General features: G+C 64.4%; 11 protein-coding genes. 3 read left to right on the forward strand and 8 right to left on the reverse strand.

Annotated features, from left to right (window positions below):
* Positions 1–32: 32 nt before the first annotated feature.
* Both CXQ94_RS10680 and CXQ94_RS10685 read right to left on the reverse strand, forming a co-directional pair.
* On the reverse strand, positions 33–2,963 hold the full coding sequence (locus CXQ94_RS10680) for a UPF0182 family protein (RefSeq protein ID WP_258066998.1): 2,931 nt from the start codon (positions 2,961–2,963) through the stop codon (positions 33–35).
* A 160-nt stretch (positions 2,964–3,123) separates the two neighbouring features.
* Positions 3,124–4,218, reverse strand: coding sequence for a PDZ domain-containing protein (locus CXQ94_RS10685; protein ID WP_258066999.1), 1,095 nt, complete (start codon positions 4,216–4,218; stop codon positions 3,124–3,126).
* A gap of 237 nt (positions 4,219–4,455) precedes the next feature.
* Here CXQ94_RS10685 and CXQ94_RS10690 point away from each other — a divergent pair, with 237 nt between their 5' ends.
* Complete coding sequence (locus tag CXQ94_RS10690) at positions 4,456–5,868, forward strand: zinc-dependent metalloprotease (RefSeq protein ID WP_104089729.1); 1,413 nt, start codon at positions 4,456–4,458, stop codon at positions 5,866–5,868.
* An 84-nt stretch (positions 5,869–5,952) separates the two neighbouring features.
* Here the strand turns inward: CXQ94_RS10690 and CXQ94_RS10695 are convergent, their stop codons facing one another.
* On the reverse strand, positions 5,953–6,624 hold the full coding sequence (locus tag CXQ94_RS10695; RefSeq protein ID WP_104089978.1) for a M48 family metallopeptidase: 672 nt from the start codon (positions 6,622–6,624) through the stop codon (positions 5,953–5,955).
* A gap of 166 nt (positions 6,625–6,790) precedes the next feature.
* Here CXQ94_RS10695 and CXQ94_RS10700 point away from each other — a divergent pair, with 166 nt between their 5' ends.
* Positions 6,791–7,885, forward strand: coding sequence for a TOMM precursor leader peptide-binding protein (locus CXQ94_RS10700; RefSeq protein WP_104089732.1), 1,095 nt, complete (start codon positions 6,791–6,793; stop codon positions 7,883–7,885).
* Here CXQ94_RS10700 and CXQ94_RS10705 read toward each other — a convergent pair.
* Positions 7,846–9,993 (reverse strand): ATP-dependent DNA helicase UvrD2, encoded by a 2,148-nt coding sequence (locus CXQ94_RS10705; protein WP_258067001.1) that lies wholly within the window; start codon positions 9,991–9,993, stop codon positions 7,846–7,848. The genes CXQ94_RS10700 and CXQ94_RS10705 overlap by 40 nt on opposite strands.
* Positions 9,990–10,967 carry an NAD(+) diphosphatase gene (gene nudC / locus CXQ94_RS10710; protein WP_104089734.1) on the reverse strand — a complete coding sequence of 326 codons (978 nt, stop codon included), beginning with the start codon at positions 10,965–10,967 and terminating at the stop codon, positions 9,990–9,992. The genes CXQ94_RS10705 and nudC overlap by 4 nt, the downstream gene beginning before the upstream one ends.
* A 155-nt stretch (positions 10,968–11,122) precedes the next feature.
* Here nudC and CXQ94_RS10715 point away from each other — a divergent pair, with 155 nt between their 5' ends.
* Positions 11,123–12,481, forward strand: a complete 1,359-nt coding sequence (locus CXQ94_RS10715) for a macrolide 2'-phosphotransferase (RefSeq protein ID WP_104089736.1) — start codon at positions 11,123–11,125, stop codon at positions 12,479–12,481.
* Between the two features lie 102 nt (positions 12,482–12,583).
* On the opposite strand, the gene CXQ94_RS10720 is transcribed toward CXQ94_RS10715, so the two are convergent.
* Genes CXQ94_RS10720 through CXQ94_RS10730 form a run of 3 tightly spaced genes read right to left on the reverse strand, consistent with a single transcriptional unit; the run spans position 12,584 to position 19,877 of the window.
* Positions 12,584–16,120, reverse strand: a complete 3,537-nt coding sequence (locus CXQ94_RS10720) for an ATP-dependent DNA helicase (protein WP_104089739.1) — start codon at positions 16,118–16,120, stop codon at positions 12,584–12,586.
* Positions 16,117–19,455, reverse strand: a complete 3,339-nt coding sequence (locus tag CXQ94_RS10725; RefSeq protein WP_104089742.1) for an ATP-dependent DNA helicase — start codon at positions 19,453–19,455, stop codon at positions 16,117–16,119. The genes CXQ94_RS10720 and CXQ94_RS10725 overlap by 4 nt, the downstream gene beginning before the upstream one ends.
* Positions 19,452–19,877 carry an MGMT family protein gene (locus CXQ94_RS10730; RefSeq protein WP_104089745.1) on the reverse strand — a complete coding sequence of 142 codons (426 nt, stop codon included), beginning with the start codon at positions 19,875–19,877 and terminating at the stop codon, positions 19,452–19,454. The genes CXQ94_RS10725 and CXQ94_RS10730 overlap by 4 nt, the downstream gene beginning before the upstream one ends.
* Between the last annotated feature and the right edge of the window lie 15 nt (positions 19,878–19,892).

Genomic DNA, 19,892 nt, shown 5'->3' on the forward strand with positions numbered 1-19,892 from the left:
CGGGCCCCGCAAGCGTTTGCTACTGCCCTGCGCTAGGGTGCCGGACTCGGCGTGGCGCTCGGGGTTGCGCTCGGCGTTGCTGCCGACGCGGCGCCCTCGGCCGCAATGGCTGCCGTGATGGCTGCCTGCAGCGCCTTTTGAGCCACACCGTAAGCTGCAAAGTCGCCCTTGGCAAGGGCCGCCTGCCCGTCCGCCAGCGCCTGGTTGGCGTCGCTGAGCGCCTTGGCCAGGGCCGGGTTAGTGCTTGCCGGGGTGGTGCCCTCGGTGGAGCTGCCACTGGTTCCGGGGGCCTTTTGAACATTGGCGTCCCCGGCCTGGGCGCCGGAGTCGCCACCGAAGAGCTGGTCCAGGGCGTCGTTCAGCGTTGCCGCGTAACCAATCTTGTTACCGAAGGCGACCAGCACACGCTGCAAGGTGGGGTACGACGTCGAGCCCGTGGACTTCACATAAACGGGCTGGACATAGAGCACTCCACCGCCCATGGGAAGTGTGAGCAGGTTGCCGTTGATGACGTCGGACTGTCCAAGCTTCAACACGTTCAGCTGCTCGGAAACAGACGGGTCAGATTGGAACGTGTTTTGGACCTGGCCGGGGCCGGGCACCTGCGTGGCATCGGGCAGTTCCAGCAGTTGCAACTTGCCGTAGTCGGGGCTCTTGACACCCTTGACGTTGCCGGCGTCGCCGTTGGCGGCCATGAAACCGTACAAGATGTTGCGTGAATCGGTGTTCTTGACCTGCTGCGGGATGAAGTCAGTGGTCAGCGAGAACGCCGTCTTGTCTTTTCCTGGCATTTTCAGCGACTGGTAGTACGGCGGTTGCTTGTCAACAGCGGTGGTGGTGGGATCGTCGGGAACGCTCCATGCCAGGGTGTTGTTGTAGAACTTACCGGGATCGGTCACGTGGTACTGGCCCATCAGCTCGCGCTGGACCTTGAACAGGTCTTCCGGGTAACGCACATGGGACATCAGGTCCCCGGACATTTCCGAGTATGGCTTGATGCTGGTGGGGAAGATCTTTTCCCACGATTTCAGGATGGGATCTTCGGTGTCCCACGCGTAAAGGTCAACGGAGCCGTCGTAAGCGTCCACGGTCGCCTTGACGGAGTTGCGGATGTAGTTCACCGATGCCGGTGCCAGCGCACCGCTTCCACTGGAGGTGGTCAGCGAATCTGTGGTGGCCTCTTGCAGCTGTTGCTGCTGCGAGTACGGGTAGTAGGAGCTGGTGGTGTAGCCATCAACGATCCACTTGACCTTGCCATCAACGATGGCCGGGTAAGGGTTGCCGTCAATTGTCAGGTACGGGGCAACCTTGGCAACGCGCTCCTCCGGGGTGCGGTCGTAGAGGATCTGAGACTTGTCGTTGACACCGTTGGTCAGCAACAAATCCGAGGACTGGAACTTCATGGCGTACATGACCCTGTTGAACCAGTTGCCCAAAGATGGGCCGCCATTGCCGGTGAACGTTGTCAGCGACTCACCCGCAGCACTGGCATCGGTACTGGTTGTGGTCCCCTGGGGGCGGTCAAGCTCCACATTTGGAGTGCCCGTCGGGGCGCCCACAATGGAGTAGTCGGTGGTGGACTGACCGAAGTAAATGCGAGGCTGGTAGCTGGTGTCGGTGCCCAGCAAACCTGTGGAGGGGACACCTGACTGGATGAAATCGGGCTTGCCGTCGGAGGTCACGGTGTTTGCCTTGGCAGCGACCACTCCGTATCCGTGGGTGTAGACCAGGTGCTGGTTGTACCAGCTTTGCTGGTCCGGGTTGATGCCCTGCGGGTTCAGCTCACGCACGGCAATCACGGCGTCCTGGACCTGGCCGTCAATGGTGTATCGGTCCACGTTCAGTGTCTTGGGGAACTCGTAATAGGGACGGAACTGCTCCAACTGGGCAAAAGTGGAGGAAACCAGGTTCGGATCAAGCAAGCGGATGTTGGCCGTAGTGTCGGCGTCCGCGCGCAGAGCCCCGGGAGTCGCCGTCGTGGTGGCGTTGTAAGGGGTGACTTCCATGCCGGCAAGGCCGTACGCCTGCCGGGTCATGTCAATGTTGCGGCCAATGTATTGCGATTCGAGGCTCTGCTGGGACGGGACAACCTGCAGCTGCTGCACCGCCCACGGGTAAATACCACCAGCCACAATGGCCGTAACAAGCAGCATGCCTGTACCGATCAGCGGCAGCTTCCACTTGCCGATGAAGGCAGCAACAATGAACAAGATAGCCACGATCACGGCCGCCACGGCCAGGATCGCCTTCGTGGGGATCACGGCGTTGACGTCGGTGAACATGGCGCCGGCCCGGTAGCCGCCGTTATTTTGCAAGGTGGTGTAGCGGTCAAGCCAGAAATTGATGCCGAGCAGGACCAGGAACACCGCAGCCATCACTGCGAGGTGGATCTGCGACTGGCGCGAGGTGAAGATACCCCGCTCGGTGAGCCTGATTGCGCCGTACAGGTAGTGGGTCAGCAAGCCCACGATGAAGGAGATCACGGTGACGCTGATGAGCAGGCCCATGACAAAGCCAAGGAATGGCAACGTGTTGGTGTAGAAGCTGATGTCAAAACCAAATTGCGGGTCTTTCTGGCCAAAAGGCACCCGGTAGATGAACAGCAACACCTTCTCCCACTGTGCCATCGCCGCTGTTCCGGCAAACAGGCCAAAGACAACTGGGACGCCAATCATCACCACGCGGCGGACCGGCTCCAACTGCACCTGGTACCGGTTGAGGTTGTCATCGCGCTGGTTATCCGGCGCATAGACGGGCCGGGCCCGGTAGGCAACGCGGATGGAAAAGTACACGCTGACGGCCATGATCAGGAACGCCGTGACAAAGATCAGGAGCCTGGCAAGCTTCTCGCGCAGGAAAACCTCTGAGTAGCCCAGTTGGTTGAACCAGAGGAAGTCGGTGTAAATCCCGGAGAAAATCACCAGGGCAATCACCAGGACGGCAACCACAATGATGGTCGGCAAGAGGGCGCCGCGGCGCCTGCGTTGGGGGGCGTTACTGGGCGAAGGGGCTGGGCGCGATGTCACTCTTACCTCTGTTTGCTGGTGCTGGTGTCTTTACAAGCTAGTGTCCTACTGGTGCCACGAATGGCGGTAAGGCTAAGTTCCGTCCGATGCTCAATTGTTACTTACAAGTAGGAAGCGTGGAACTGTCTTTGCCCGAGCCGATGGCCGACACCGCCTCGTACGCTTCTTTAAGGGTAGCGACTTTAATCACCTGAAGCCCGTTGGGGACATGTCCGACGACGTCTGAACAGTTGGCAGCCGGTGCCAGGAAATACTGTGCACCATTTTGCTGGGCCCCGATCATCTTCTGGGCGATGCCGCCGATGGCGCCAACATTTCCCTGCGGGTCAATGGTTCCCGTCCCGGCAAACGGCTTGCCACCGGTTAGGTCCCCCGGGGTCAGGGTGTCCATGATGCCCAAGGCAAACATCATCCCGGCGCTGGGCCCACCGATGTTGCTCAGGGTGATGTTGACGTTGAACGGAAAAGTGAACGTGTCCTGCAGGGTGATTCCCAACAGGTACTTGCCGTCAGTGCCCTTGCGGGGGGTGATGGACACACTCTTGTTGACGCCGTCGCGCAGCAATTCAACGTTCACGGCCTTGCCCGGATCCTGCGCCAGTACGCCTTGAATGACGGAAATCCCTGTGATGGGCTTGCCCTCGATGCTGACCAGGACGTCGTCGGGCTTGATGATCCCGCCAGAGGCGCCGTCCGTGAGAACCGAGGCGACAGCCACCATCGTCTTGTAATCAATGTTCAACGCAGTCAACGCCGCCGCCGTCGCATTTTCCTGCGAGGACGTCATGGCAGCAGAGTTCTCGCTGTTGACTGCTTCCTGGCTGATTCCCGGGGCGTAGATGAGCTCCGCCGGGTAGATCGAATCCGAGGGGGTGAGCCAGGCACGCACGGCTTCGAAGAAGTTGATCTGGCTGTCGGGGAGGCCACCGGTAACATGCACGGTGGTCAGGTCCAGGCTGCCACTTGTGACGGGGAACGTCTCCGTGCCCGAAACCGTGATCACGGGTTGGTTGTTGATCTTGCCAATGGTGTTGATGGCAGGCCCTGGGGATTCCACAACATACGGGACCGGGATAGTCACGGCGGCAACGGCCAAGACCACGGCCACGACCCCGGAAATCATCATGAGGGAAACACGGCGTTCACGGGCAACGGTGGGCGGTGCCGCAACGTCCTGGTTCTCCTGGCTCAATACTCTTTACCTTTCCAAGAATTCCTGGGAATCGCTACGGCGCTGCTAGATCGCAAGGGCCTCTCCCCTACCCTACTGTGTTGAACCGTGTGCAAGCTGAAAGGATCCGGGGAAGAATCCGAAGCCGATTTTGGCGCATTTGCCTGTAGCGAACAGGGGCGGCCCATGGGGCGACAAGCACCCGTGACGGCGGTAACGTGAAGATACTCTTACATTCACTGCAACGATTGGCACATCATGTCTTCCACACCAGCCAACAACGACGACGACACCCCCAAGGACCCGCTCTCCGAGATGCTGGCCAACCTGATGGGCGGCAAAGGCATGGAAGGCTTTGATCCGGCGGAGCTGGCCAAGGCCGCTGGCCTGCCCTCCGATCCGAATGTGCTCGCACAAATGCTCTCCCAGGTCCAGGCCATGATGAGCGGCTCCTCCGACTCCCCCGTCAACTGGGATTTGGCGCACGACGCCGCCCGGAAAGCCGCGGCGGGCGATGACCCCTCCATCACCCCGGCACAGTCAAAGGCCGTCGATGAGGCCCTGCGTCTGGCCGAGATGTGGCTTGACCCCTTCACCGACTTGGAAGCCACTGCCATTACCGGCCGGGCCTGGTCACGTGCCGAATGGGTTGAGGAGACACTGGGAACCTGGCAGCGACTCACGGAACCGGTAGCCAACAGCATTGCCTTTGCCATCACCTCCGCCATGAACGAGCAGTTGCCCGAAGAGATGAAGTCCGCGATGGGCGGCGCGGCTTCCATGATGCAGAACATGGGCGGGGCCCTCTTCGGGCTCCAGCTCGGGGCGGCCGTGGGAGCCTTGGCCAAGGAAGTGGTGGGCTCCACCGATATAGGGATCCCGTTGGCGGACCTCCAAATGGCCTTGCTGCCGGCAAACATCAAGGCGTTTGGTGAGGGGCTGGAAGTTCCCGAGCAGGAGGTCCTGCTGTTCCTGGCCCTGCGCGAGGCGGCCCATGCCCGGCTGTTTGTCCAGGTGCCCTGGCTTCGCGGACACCTTTTTGGTGCCATCGAATCCTATGCTCGCGGCATCCACATCGACATGTCCCGGATTGAGGACCTGGCCGCGAACCTTGACCCGTCCAACCCCGAAACCCTGCAGGCTGCCCTGTCCGACGGCGTCTTCATGCCGGCCCGCACCCCCGAGCAGGAAACGGCCCTGGCCAAGCTCGAGACGGCTCTGGCACTGGTTGAGGGCTGGGTCGATGAGATTACCTTTGAGGCGGCAGCCAACCTGCCCGCCGCGGCGGCCATCCGCGAGACCATCCGCCGCCGGCGCGCCACCGGCGGTCCGGCCGAGCATGCGTTTGGCTCCCTGGTTGGCTTGGAGTTGCGCCCCCGCAGGCTTCGTGAAGCCGCAGCCTTGTGGTCCTCCCTGAAGGAACAACGCGGCATTGCCGGGCGCGACGCCATCTGGGCGCACCCGGACCTGCTGCCGACGTCGGCCGATCTGGACGACGCGGCAGGCTTTGGTGCCCGTCGCTCGGCTGCGGATGCCTCCGACTCCGATGTTGACGCGGCCCTGGCCAAACTCCTGGACGGCGGGTTCGATAACCTTCCCCCCGCAGGCGAGGACAACGACGGCGGCACACCCGGTGATGCGTCCGACGGCGGGCCGGTGGCCGAGAAGTAGCCGACTCGTTTCCTGTCTGGATGCAGATATGGTGCAGGGCGCCCGATATACCGGGCGCCCTGCACCATATCTGCATCCGGCATCTCAGGCCTCGAAATCGCCGTCAAGATCGCTGCTCATGCCCTGGATATTGCGGGCCGAAGCAAACGAGGCACCCTCCAGGAACGCCTCGGCACGCTTCAAATGCGGGTAGCCGGCGAGTTCAGCCCAGAACGCGGCACTGTGATTCGGATGGATCAGGTGCGCCAGCTCGTGCAAGAGCACATAATCAAGCACCCAGTCCGGCATACCCTGCACATGGTGAGAAATCCTGATCGACTTGTGCGCGTTGGTCGCTGAACCCCACCGGCCGTTTTGGTTGGTCACCCAGCGCACGGATTCCGGCACGGCCCGTGACCCCAAGTACCGTGCCGAAAGAAGCTCACACTGTTGCATTAGCGCCGTGTCGCTGGGCGCCACCCGACGACGCCGCCCGCCAGCCCGTGCGCGCTGGTCCGCTTCCAGCCGGGACACCATGTGCGGGACCCAGTACTGTTCATCTTCAATACTCATGCGGGCCGGAACGGCAATGACGGCGCGCCCCTCTTCCCAAAACGCTGCCACGCCGGTCTTTCGCCGCCGGGTGCGCCGCACCACCACCTGAGCCCCGTTGGCGGCCAGGTGCTTGGAAAATGAATCGCCCAGGGGTCCGGGGGTTCCCCGTCCGATGGGATTCCGCCGGGGATCACCCTGCGCTGGATCTTTCGTCGCTGCCATGATTCGACGGTACATCGCCGCACCGACAGAAATCGAGCCAGTACCCTCACCCTGTGGACAACCCCACATTGTGGATAACCTCAAGCGGGCCTACTCGGGCTGTGCCATGATCGCAAGGGAGCGACCCGCCCGTCCAGGAGGCCGGCAAAGAGAAAAGGAAACGCCCGTGACCACTATCAACCCGGGGCTTCGCATGGTTCACCGCGATGCCACCAGCATCCAAATTGGTGTGGGTCATGGCGGCACCATCATCGAGGGCCTCCAGCCACGCGACGTGGACTTCATTCAGGCACTGCGGGAAGGGGTCGCCGATTCCGAGCTCGCGAGCACCGCCCACGCCCTGGGCATCGGAGACGAGCGCGCTGCGGAAATCTGCGCCAACCTCAAGGGCCTGCTCTTCAACGATGACGAGCTGGCCACACGGGGCTTTCGCTCGGAACGGCTCCTACCCGAACATGCGGCCCTGCTAGGGCTGCATCGGGAACCGTCGCGCAAGTACATGGCCCGGCGCGAACACGCGGTTGTGCATGTCACGGGGTTGGGGCGAACGGGAGCCGCGCTTGCCCTGGTGCTTGTCAGCGCGGGAGTCGGGACGCTCTTTCTCGAGGATGACAGGGCCGTCACGGCCGTGGATGTGGCCCCGGGATCATTCAAACTCGCCGACATTGGGCTGATGCGCTCCGTGGCTGTGCGCCGGGCGGCCCTGGCCCTTGACCCGGGAACCCACGCCCACATCCTGCACGAAGGCGGAAAGGGTGGCCCGGATACCCGATGCCTGGATCTGGCCATTGTGGTGTCCCACGACGCAGTCGGTGCCGAGACGACCGGATACTTCATGGGCCTGGACCTGCCGCATCTCTTGGTTCTGGTCCGCGAGCAAGAGGGCACCGTGGGACCGCTGGTCATGCCAGGTTCTACGGCCTGCGCCGAATGTGTGGAACGGCACCGCGGGGCCCACGACCCCCTGTGGCTGTACCTCTGCGAGCAACTATCCTCCCAGCAAGGCCAGATTGACGGTCACCAGCACCGACCCGAGTCCTTAGAAAATACCGCCCTTGCCATGGCACTGGCAGGCACCGCGGCGGCCCAGGCCTTACTGTTCCTGGACGCCGTCAACCAGCCCAGCGCCTGGTCGTCGGTGCTGACCTTTCACCCGGATAACGGCCACTGGAGCCGGGAAGAATTCGCGCTCCATCCCGGCTGCAGCTGCCAATTGCAGCGTCAGGCGTTGGCCACGATTTCCAGTACAGCCTCTCCATAGCGCTCCAGCTTGGAGGGCCCAACCCCGGGCAACGCAGCCAACTCATCAAGATCCTGCGGGGCCGCCTCAGCAATGGCCATGAGCGTCGCGTCGGTAAAGACCACAAATGCCGGAACGTCGGCGGCGGTGGCTTCCTGCAACCTCCACTGGCGCAGATCCTCGAAAACGGCCTCATCGTAACCGGGAGGGCACGTTGAACAGCGTCCAATCTTGCGCTCGGCACCCGTGGTCAGCACCTGCCCACAGACGCGGCACACCGATGGTGCCGCGGTTTTGCGAGCCTTGCGGACTGCCCCTTGACTGCCGCCGGTGGGGGCACCGCCCACGCTGCCGGGCCGGAGCCCGTCAAGGAAACGTGAGGGGCGGCGGTTGGCCCGGCCACCCGGCGTGCGCGCGGTTGACCAGGAGAAGTTCAAAAATTCCCGTGCCCTGGTAATTCCCACATAGAGCAGCCGTCGCTCCTCATCCACAGATTCGGGGGCGTCGGCAAAGGAAATCGGCATCAGGCCTTCACTGAGGCCCACCAGGAACACGGCGTCCCATTCCAGGCCCTTGGCCGAGTGCAGGGATGCAAGGGTCACACCCTGCACGGTGGGGGCGTGTTGGGCCGTGGCCCGTTCCTGTAGTTCCGCCACCAAGTCCACCAAAGTGAAGGCGTGTTCGGGGGTGCTCCGGGTGACCACCAGATCATCGGCAAGCGCCACCAGCGCTGCCAGCGACTCCCATTTTTCCCGGACAGCCCCGCCGGTTTTGGGCGCCTCGTCCTGGTATCCCAGGTTGCCTAGGATGTCCCGGACCAGCTGCCCTAGGGGCTCGTCCTCGGCCGCACGGGAGGCCGCCCGCAACTGCAAGATGGCGTCGCGGACTTCCTTGCGGGCGAAGAACCGTTCGCCACCGCGCAACTGGTACCCAACACCGGCGGCGGTGAGCGCCTGTTCGTACGCCTCGGATTGCCCGTTGGTTCTGAACAGCACCGCAATCTCGCTGGCCTGGGTGCCGTTGTCAATGAGGTTCTTGATGCGCGCGGCGACGGCTGCGGCCTCAGCCTCGTCATCGCTGCATTCAAGGAACTCCGGGGAGGGACCGCCCGGGCGTTGAGCCACCAGGTGTAGTGGTGTGGACCAGAGGGCGTCGGCCGTGAGCCCGCCGCTGCGCCGGCTGTTCAGCAAGGTATTCGCCAAGCCCACCACCTGAGGCGTAGAGCGGTAGTCCCGGATCAGTTTCACAACGTTTGCCGTGGGGTAGCGCTTGGGAAAATCCAGCAAGTGCCGCGGTGTGGCGCCGGTGAAGGAATAGATGGTCTGGCTGGCGTCGCCCACCACGCACAGTTCATCACGGCCGCCCAGCCACAGATCAAGCATCTTTTGCTGGAGCGGGGAAACATCCTGGTACTCGTCCACCACAAAGTGCCGGTACTGGTCCCGGACGGTTGCGGCCACCCGTGGGTCCTCCTGCAAAATCCCCACCGTGATCAGCAAGACGTCCTCAAAGTCAATGAGATTCCTGTCCCCCTTGACGTCCTCGTACGCCTGGAAGAGGCGCCCGACGGCGAGCTTGTCCAAGCCGCCCGGCTCACCCCGGTCAAGGGCTTTGGTGAGGTAGGTTTCCGGGGTCAGCATGGACACCTTGGCCCATTCAATTTCCGCCGCAAGATCGCGGATGGCGGCCCTGTCGGTGGGCAGGCGCAGGCGCCGGGCAGCCTCGGCAATGATTTGGGCCTTGTGGTCGAGCAGTCCGGGGAGCTGTCCCCCGACGGCGTGCGGCCAGAAGTACTGCAGCTGGCGCAGTGCCGCGGCGTGGAAGGTGCGGGCCTGGACGGTGCCCACGCCCAGGTCGCGCAGCCGGGTCCGCATTTCGGCGGCGGCCCGGGCCGTGAATGTCACTGCCAGCAGCCGGTTGGGGTTGTACACGCCCGTGTGGACGCCGTAGGCGATCCTGTGAGTAATGGCGCGGGTTTTTCCGGTACCGGCCCCTGCCAAAACACACAATGGACCGCTCAGGGTGGTTGCCACGGCGCGCTGTTCTTCATCCAGGCCGGCCAGAATGCGTTCCTCGGCCGTGTGCTCATCCATGACAGGCAGCCCAACCTGGCTGGGGTCGTAGCTCATGAGAGACCTCCGGCGACGGCGGATCCTGCAACATCCTCGCCTCGGTCACGGATTGGCCCGCCGTACCAACGCTCGATCAGTTCCCGGGCAATGGAAAGCCGTTGGGAGATGATGGCCTCGCCACTGAGCACAGCCGCCTGCAATTCTGCACGGCCAAACCAACGAGCTTCGCGAACCTCCGTATTGTCCGGCACCGCGTCCACATCGTCCGTGTGGGCGATAAATCCCAGCATCAAGGAGCGCGGGAAGGGCCAGGCCTGCGAGCCGATGTAGTGGGTGCTGTGCAGGTGCACGCCTACTTCCTCGAAGATTTCTCGTCGGGCAGCCTGTTCGGCGCTTTCTCCGGCTTCAACAAATCCGGCCACGGTGGAGTACCTGTGGGGTTCCCAGGCAAAGTTGTTGGCCAGCAGGATCCGCTCATCTGCGCCCACAATGGCCACGATGACCGCTGGGTCCGTTCGCGGGAAATGCTCGGAGGCATCCAGCGTGCATCGGCGCATCCAACCGGCCCACAACAGTTCGGTGGCCGAGCCGCAGCGGGGGCAGAACCGGTGGCTTTGGTGCCAATTGGCCACGGCCTGAGCCTGGATGAAAATGGCCGCGTCCGGCCCGGACAGCAGCGCCGCAGCCTCTCTGTACCCGGCCCAGGAGGTGCCCTCGGATGCCCATGCCGAGGGGTCGGCGTCGTCCGCAAGGACCTTCAGAACGATGTCCGTGCCGGCGGGCAGGTGTTGATGGTGTCCGGGCAGTGTCTTGCCCAAGTAGATAGTCAGTACGTCGGCAGACAATTTCGCCGCCGCCGCTGCCGACTCAAAGAAGAGAATCTCCTGGCCGCGAATCAGCGTCTTTCCACGCTGGAAGATCATGACGCGGTGCGACGGCCGGGCCTGCACAGCATCCAAATAGCCGCTTGCGCTGCGTTGTTCACAGTCGCGATCGAGCACGGCTTCGGGAGAGGGCAGGGCTTGGATCATTCCTCTACCGTACGCAGTCCGCAACACTTTTGCATTCCTTGGGAGGGGCCGTGCACACATGTGTGACTTGAACAACCCGAAGGACTTCTCGCGACTCGCCGCTGCATGGGCGCAACGTTGCCGGTTTCGCGCTCTACGGTGGAGGGGTGAGACGAATGACTGCAATCGAATTGGCCGCTATTGCCAGCGCGGCCGTGCCCGGACTCAATGTCACCGCTTTTGGGCCCGAGCCTGACGACGCAGCTGATTTTAACGCCGCCTTGCTGGTTGATTCGGAGAACCGGCGGTGGCGGGTGCGCGCCCCGAAGCATGCCGAGGCAAGTACACGCTTGGAGACCGAGCGCGAGGTTTTGCGCGCCTTCTCACCCGCTATCAGGGCAGAATTACCGTTCCTTCTCCCCACAGTGGCCGGCACGGTTCGCCAGGGTGAACTGATTACTTTTGTGTATTCGCACATCGTTGGCAGGGCCGAATCCGTAGAGGAATTGGCGTCCGGAGGACCGGCATTGGCGCTGGAAATTGGTGCCGCCATCGCAGCGATTCACGACCTGCCCCAGGAGTTGGTGACCAACGCCGACCTTCCCAGCTACACCGCCAACGAATTCCGCCAGCGCAAGCTCAACGAGTTGGACCAGGCCGCCACGACGGGCAAGATTCCACCGTCGTTGCTACTGCGTTGGGAACATGCCATGGAGGACGTGGCGCTCTGGCGCTTTAATGCCTCGGTGGTCCACGGCGACCTCCATGAGGACAACATCCTGCTCGATGGCACCACCGTGACCGCCGTCATGGGATGGACGGACTTGCGCATTGGCGACCCCGCGGATGACTTTGCCTGGCTCGTGGCCATCAATGACCCGGCCTTCGTCGACACGGTCATGCAAGCCTATGCCGCGGCCCGCAACGAGGCACCAGACCCGCATTTGCTGCGCCGCGCCGCGCTGAGCGCCGAATTTGCGCTGGCCCAGTGGCTAGTCAAGGGCTTCGCCGCCGACTCCGCCCGCATGGTGGCCGACGCCGAGACCATGCTCCTGACTCTGAAGGCCGACATCGACGCGCACGGTGGCCAGCCCATCAGCACCGAACCCGCACCGGCCTCCGGGCCACTTCCGGTTGTCACCGGCGTTGTCCCCGTGGTGAATGCGCACGTCGCCGTGCCCAAGGTAACCACGGCTCCGATCCCGGTCGCAGAGCCAGAGCCAACGCAGACGGCGGCGGCGAAGCCGGCAGAAGAGCCCGCGGCAAAGCCGGCGGCTGACGCCGGCGAGACAGTTGCGGACAGCACCGAAGACTCCACGGCCGAGCCGGTACAAGATCCTGACGCGAACGACGCCGTCGCCCCGGACGCTGGAACTCCGGACGCCGGTACTGTGCCCACCGATGCTTCGGACAGTGCCGCCGAATCTGCCGCAGAGGCAAAATCCGAAGTCGGCGAAGCAACCAGCGAGCCCGTGGCTGGATCCGGTGAGGACGTTGACACCACGGCCATGAAGGTCATCCCGCTCAAGAAATAGCTGCGCAACGCCAGTACCCGGCCGGGCCGCAATTTCGGTGGTGCCCGGGTCGCGAACGCCGGGGCTGCCGCCGTTCCCGCCCCTGAGCGCACGGTTCCGCCGCTACTGGGTGTATGCCTTGGTCACGATCGCCTCCAGCTCTTCCTGGCCGGCCAGGTCCACGGGCCTGATCAATTTGTCTTGCCCCACGTAGTAAAACGCCGCCCTGACCTGCTCCAGGGGGACCCCTTTCAGGCGTGACCAGGCTAGGCGGTAGACGGCCAGCTGCACGCCGCGAACCGCCAGCTGCGTCTTGGAGGGCACTTTGCCCGTCTTCCAATCGATCAGGTCCCAACCGCCGTCGGGATCGCGGAAAATAGCGTCGATGCGGCCTCGGACCACCACCTCTGCCACTCGTGTTTCAATGGGCACCTCCAGTTCCGCCGGTGTCCTGTTGGCCCACGCGGAGTTCTTGAACGTTTCTTGCATGTCGGCCAGCCCGTAGGCCTCATCAACATAGGCGTCGGCGCCGGGGGCTTCGTCAAAGTCCAATTGGCCGGTGCTGCCAAAGAATTCCTCAATCCAGGCGTGGAAGGCTGTTCCCTTGCGGGCCGCCATACCCGGTTTGGTGGGGACGGGCCGGCGCATGGCCCGGGTGACTTTTTCCGGGTCCTCACCCAAGGCAACCAGCCGGGAGGCGGAAATGTGTGGCGGCAATTCCACCCGGAGCTGATCCGATTCCACCTGTTCCTGAGCCAATAGCACCGAGGTTTCCTTGCCCCAGCGCGGGTTTTCCACCAGGAACCCCGAAGTGCCGGCCTCCTCGGCTGGGGCCCCGGCCAGGGCGTCCAGGGCTGCGAGTACGGCAACCCCAGATGCATCTGCCGCGGCGCGGCGGCCCACCCGGGTTGCGACACCGGCACGGCCCTGGATGACTGGACCATTCAGGGGGTCGTAGGGCCACAGGGCCGTTTCTTCCCCGGCGCTGACGGGATTCTCCGCACCGTCCTCGGGGTCTTCGAGCCATGGCCCCATCCTGGCACTGTGCCGGGCTCCTTCTGCCAGCGGCAACAATTCACGCAAGAAAAGTGAGGGTTCCAGCGGTGTTTTCCCGCTTCCCCACACCGTGGTGGAGCACATCAGAAAGTCCCTGGCCCGGGTGAATGCCACGTAAGCAAGCCGGCGTTCCTCTTCCTCGCCGTGCAGTTTCACGTCGTCGGCGAACAATTTTTCATGTTCCACCAGCGTTTTCAGATCCGCCACGTCTGTGTCCCAGACGGGAAGATCGGCCCGGTCCCCGCGCAAGGGCCACGGCAGCGATTTAGCACCGGTGGTCCACCTGTCCGCGCGGGTGCTGGGGAACGCGCCGGTGTTCATGCCGGGAACGAAGACCACGTCCCATTCCAGGCCCTTGGAGGCATGAACCGTCAGCAGTTGGACGGCGTCGGGGTTGGTCTCCACGGCCGTCATCTCAAGCCCTCCCTCCTCGGATTCCGCCGTTTCCAGCCAAGCCAGGAACGCTGTCAGGTCCACACGTTCGGCCGCCTGCATAAACGTGGCAGCGGCGTCGGAAAACGCGTCAAGGTTTCGTCTGGCATGGTGGATGCTGGAGCCGGGCTTGGCCGCTAGTTCAATGTCCAGCAGCATGGTCCGCTCCACCACGCCCAGCAGGTTTGTCAGATCATCGCCCACAAAGGTGCGCAGCACCCGCAACTCGTCGCGAAGTGCCAGCAACCGCGTCCTGGCTGTGTCGGTCAGGGGCCGGGCCGCCTCGGGCCAGTAGTCGGGGCTCAGGTAGTCGAGGGCCTCAATCAAGGATGCGGCGTCGACGACGTCGGAGGTCACCACACGTTCCGGGACCTCCTCCCTCCCGTCCCCGCCTAATTCCCCGTCCGCCACGGCGGAGGGGTCAAACGGGAGCTGGTTCTTCGCCGCATAGGCCCTGCGCCTGGCCAGATACCGCGACCAATCCGCGAAGGCCATCAGGTCGGCCGGACCGATCCGCCACCTGGCCCCGGTGAGCAGGCGCATGAGCGAATCTGAGCGTCCGGGGTCGGCGATGACCCGCAAGGTGGCCACCAGGTCCACGATCTCGGGAGTGGACAGCAGCCCGCCAAGGCCCACAATTTCGTAAGGAATTCCGTGGGCCTCGAACACCGATTGAAATCCGGAGAACTGTGCCCGACGGCGGCACAGCACTGCCACCGTCATGGCCCCTTGGGCTCCCCGATGGGAGGTGAAATCGCCTTTTCGAAAGAGGATTTCCGCGGCAATGGCCTCCGCCTGGTCGAGCTCGGTGGCGAAGCGGGCCAGCACCACTTCGCCGTCCGGAGCGGCAGGCTTTTCCCGCAACGGTGAAACCACCACCTGCGGCCCGGCCGCCTCGCGTTCGGCTGCTGTCAGCCCCGCCGCCAATTTGGCGTTTGCCTTGCGGGTCTGCGCCGCCGTCAGCTCGGCGGACATGACGTTGGCGGCGTGCAGGATGTGCGCGGAGTTCCGCCAGGCAATGGTGAGTTCGGCGGTTGGCGCATAACCGCCGTCGTTCCTGCGGAAAATCTCCGGGAACCGGAACAGCTGGCCTGCCGAGGCTCCGCGGAAACCGTAGATGGACTGGTGCGGATCACCCACAGCCGTGACGGGGTGCCCGCCACCGTAGAGCTCGGCAAAAAGCTCCAATTGGGCGTGTGAGGTGTCCTGAAATTCGTCCAGCAGCACCACTTTGAAACGTTGGCGCTCCATCTCCCCGGCGTGCGGAACCTCCCGCGCGATCCTGGCCGCGAGTGCCACCAGGTCACCATAGTCAAGGGCGTTGCGGCGCCGCTTCGCTTCCGCATATTGCTGGACAAGGTCCACCACGGTGCCGCGGGTGCGCAGTACGTCAAGAAGTTTGGTGGCTGCCACGGACCGCGGCTTGGCGGTCTCGGCAATGTAGGGCAGCGCATCGAATTCGGCCAGGTAGCTCTCAAGCTCCGCTCGGACGTCGGTGGGGTCCTGCAGGTGCTCGGCACACTCGCCGGCCAGGTCCATGACCGATTGGATCAGCGTTGACTTGGCGGCGGTGAAATGCTGGTGCTCTCCGTCGTGCGCCTCAACGACGTCGCTGGCCAGCTGCCAGGCCTCGGCCGCTCCCAGCACCACGGCGTCGCGTTCAATGCCCAAGCGCAGGCCATAGTCGGTGACGATCCCGCTGGCGTAGGAGTGGTAGGTGGACACTTTTGGTTCCAGGGCGTCCTTGGCCGCGGCCGCCGGGGCAAGGGTGACCTCCCCGGAACGGGCCAGGGTGCCCAGCTTGGCCAGCTGTCCGCGGATGCGCGCTGCCAGCTCACCGGCAGCCTTGCGGGTGAAGGTCACCCCCAGGATTTCCTCGGGCAGCACCAGCCCGTTGGCCACCAGCCACACCACACGGTCCGCCATGGTGGTGGTCTTGCCGGAGCCGGCACCGGCAATAACCAACAACGGCTCCAGTGGGGAGCAGATGATGGCTGCCTGCTCCTGAGTGGGCGGGCGCTGGTCCAGAAGGCTGGCAAGTTCGAACGGGCTAAGCAACGGCGGGACCGAAGCTGCGCTCTGATCCGGGACAGTCGTGACTCTGGCGCCGGCACCGTGGTCACGTTCGTCGCGACGGACTTCAGAAAGGGACCTGCTGATGTCATCGCTCATTCGGTGATCTGTTTCCCTTCGCGGCATAGCGGGCAGATGGTAGGCAGCGGGCATCCGCTGCGTTCGGTCCAGTCCGCACCGTGGCGGGCCGGGAACATGGCCTGGGCCATGAGGTGTGCGGCCGTCAGTACTTCCGGGGTGGCCCAGTCCTCCTCGCCTGGGTGCAGAGCAGCCTGGTCCTGGGTGGCTACGGACTTGGTGCCGTCGCCTAGCGGTAGCAGGGCCGCGCCACCGGGACCGGCCTGCGGGAATCCTGCTGCCGCCGCCTTTTCGGCGAATGCCCCGGCCAGCACGGCGGCCTGGTAGGCGCCGAGTTGGAGGTGTCTGGCCAGCTGGGCCTTGGTGGGCTTGTTGCGCCCGGTTTTGATGTCAATGATGATCAGGTTTCCGTTGGCATCGACCTCCAGTCTGTCCACCTGGCCGCGCATGCGCGCTATCCGTGGATCAGAACCCTCGGCAGGTTCGGTGACCGTCTCAGAGCTCTCCTCCAGTGGCAGGTCCACCTCGAAGTCCACTTCCACGCCGATGAGCGTCCTGCCCTGTGCCCGGGCGTCCACCACGTACTGGGCCAGTTTGCGCAGCATTTCCTGGGCCCGTTCGTAGTCCTTTTCCCCTTCCCAGGATTCGCCCATGCCCAGCGAGGGCCAGCGCTTTTGTAGTTCTGCCAGGTACTCGTGCCCGGCACCGTTGGGGATGTCCTGGGCGATGGCGTGGATAAGTGTGCCCAGGCTGCGTGCAAAGTCGGTGGTGGCTTCACCCCCTGCCGCCTTCACAAACCAGTTCAGCGGCGACTTCAGCACCGCCTCAACCTTGGAGGGCGAGACCGTGACCACGTGACCGGCCGGCACAATCGGGGCATCGGTACTCAGGGGCGCCAGCCCCCACCACTGCTCCGGTGCGGCACCGGGAACGGCAGCAGAAGCAAGCACGGCCAGCATGCGGGCGGCCTCGGGCTCGGCGTGCGTTTCCGATTCCTGGCGCAACTCGGCCACCAGGGAGCGTAGCGTCATGGGGCGCGGCACCTGTTCCACGGCCCGTACCGGGTATTGGGACTCGCCGCCGGAATCCGTCACCGGAATGTAGGGCGCGGCCAGGTCAATGAATTGCGAGGGTTGCAGGTCATGCCCCGACGCCGCCGTCAGGATCAGCTGGCGGCTGGCCCTGGACATGGCGGCCGCGAAGCTGCGCAGCTCGTCATAGCGGATGTCCCGCAGCCGGGTGGCAGGGTCGATCTGCCGGGCGGCCACTGGACCCCTCTCGAGCACGTCCACCAGGAACTGGCTGCCCAGGAGCTCGCCACGCAACCGGGTGTTGGGCCACACCCCCTCCTGCAGTCCCGCCACGATGACCACCGGCCATTCCCGCCCGGCAGCACTGGCGGGGGTAAGGATCTCCACGGCGTCGGCCCGCTGGGCACGGGCGGCCAGGGTATCCATGGGCAGTTCCTGGCTGAGCAGGTAGTCAAGGAACTGTTGGGGGCTGGAGCCGGGCAGCTGGTCAACGTACCGTTCAGCCGTCTGGAACAGTGCCATGACGGCGTCCAAATCCCTGTCAGCCCTGATTCCGGTAGGGCCCCCGCGCAGGGCCTGTGACTCCCAGGTCCCCGAGCAATCCGAGGCCTCCCACAAGGCCCACAACACGGTTTCGGCATTGGCGCCGGGCTCGGCCACGGCCTGTTTCCCGGCGGCCAGCATGGCGGCGATCCGCAGCGCATTCTGTGCCTCCCAGCCGAGTGGGGCCAATTTGCCAGAATCGCCCAGCGCCTCCACCAACAGTTCATCGCTGGCACGGCCGCCACCGCTGTTCAGTTCCTGTTGCCGCAGGGCCTGCCTGAGGCGGCGCAGGTGAAGGGCGGTGGATCGTCCCAGCCGTGAGGTCAACAGGGACACGACAAGTTCCGCATCCAGCACCCCGGGGTCCAGGGCCACCTTGAAGGCCTCCAACAGGGGCCGCACGGCGGGTTCGTCGCGGACCGGGTTCTCGGCCACGGGCACCTTGACGGGGATACCCTGCCCGCTCAGGTACCGTTGCAGCTCCGCCAGAGCCGAACCAGTCCGCACGATCACCGCGATTTCGTTCAGGCTGTGCCCGGCCAGATGCTGCAAGTGCAGGATGCGTTCGGCCACCAGGCGCAGCTCGTGGACCTCGGAGGCCACCACATGCGCACTGACGTACGACGCCGGGCCCCCCACATCCCCGTCCAGCCCCGAGTCAGTCTCGGGGCTGGCAACGGGGACCCTCTCTCCCCGAGCAGGCCATTGGAGCACGCGCGCCTTGTGCCCGCCACGGGTCTGGGCGATCCGCTCCGCCACAGCCGACCACGCCTTGGCCACTTCCGGGGTCATCCTGTGCGAAGTGGAAAGGGAAAACTCACGCACGCCCACATGCTCTGTGGACAGGGCGTCCCGCAGGGTGCCCACCAGATCCGGCCGGGCGCCTCGGAATCCTTGCACCACGGTGTCCGGGGACGCCGCAAGCAAGATGTCTTTGCCCCGTCCCACCAACACCAGCAGGTCGTGCACCGAGCGGTTGGCTTCCTGTATGTCATCGACAAGGATCAAGGACAGCCGTGAGCGTTCGGCATCCAGGAACTCCTGATCGTTGCGCAACAAGGTGGCAGCCGCCGTGATGATGCCCGCGGGGTCGAAGGAACCGGATTTTCCCCAATCCACCACGTCCCGGTATTCCTGGTACAGCGAGGCCGCCGCAACCCAATCAGGCCGGTTGTTCTCCCGGCCCAGGGTGGCCAGCTCCTCCGGGGCGAGGTCGTATTCGATGACCCGGTCAAAGAGTTGGCGCAGCTCTTGCCTGAAGCCGCGGGTTTCCAGGGCATCGCCGAGGTCGGCGGGCCACGGCGGGGGTGTGCCCAGGCCGAGCTTGTGCCCGGCCAGCAGGTCCTTGATGATCAGGTCCTGTTCGGGGCCGCTCATGAGCCGCGGCGGGCCGTCAATATAGGGCATTCGACCCTCCACCTTGGCCCGGCGCAGCAGGTCGAAGGCGTAGGAGGACCACGTTCTGGCCGGGGAGGTGCTCAGGCTTCGGGTGAGGCGGGCACTGAAGCCATCACGCAATCTGGCGGCGGCCAGGCGTGAGGGTGCCAGCAGCAGGGCACCGGCGGGATCGACGCCGTCGTGCTCCATCCGCTTGACCGCAGCCTCGATCAACACCGTGGACTTCCCAGTTCCGGGTGCACCCCAAATGAGCACTGGCCCTGTTCCGGGGGCCAGACCCACCACGGCCTGCTGGTCGGAACTCAGCACGGGCGCACCGGTGAGTGAGCCTACAGGTGCCACCAGGGTCAGGCGGGGCAAGGAAATCTGGGCGGGGTTACTCATGCCCCCAGTCCATCACGGGGCTCCGACATTTGAGGGTGAGTGCCCGACGTCGTCGCTTCCGTGGCATGCAACCGTGTAGCGATTAGGTCAATGCGCTCGAAGTCGGGCTCGGTGGGATTCCACCGGGCCGCCGACATGTCCACCCGCCAGGAGGGGTGTTCACCGCTTATCTCCCCGCGCAGCGCCGTGGCTTCCTCGCCGTAGTGCACTAGCGCGCGGGCGTCATGACCCAGGGGTGGCTGCCCGCTGGCCCGGATCACCCTCCACCACGCAACCGCGGACCCGTGGTGGGACATGACCGCACCCACCTGGCGGGGTCCGCCGCGCTCCAACAACGCAGCAATATCACCATAGGAGAGGACAGCCCCGGCGGGGATCAGCTCCGCCACGTCAAGAACCGCTTCAACATACTCGCTACGCATGACTCAAGACTAGTT

This window comes from Arthrobacter sp. GMC3, from assembly GCF_002929305.1.
Classification (GTDB): Bacteria; Actinomycetota; Actinomycetes; order Actinomycetales; family Micrococcaceae; genus Specibacter.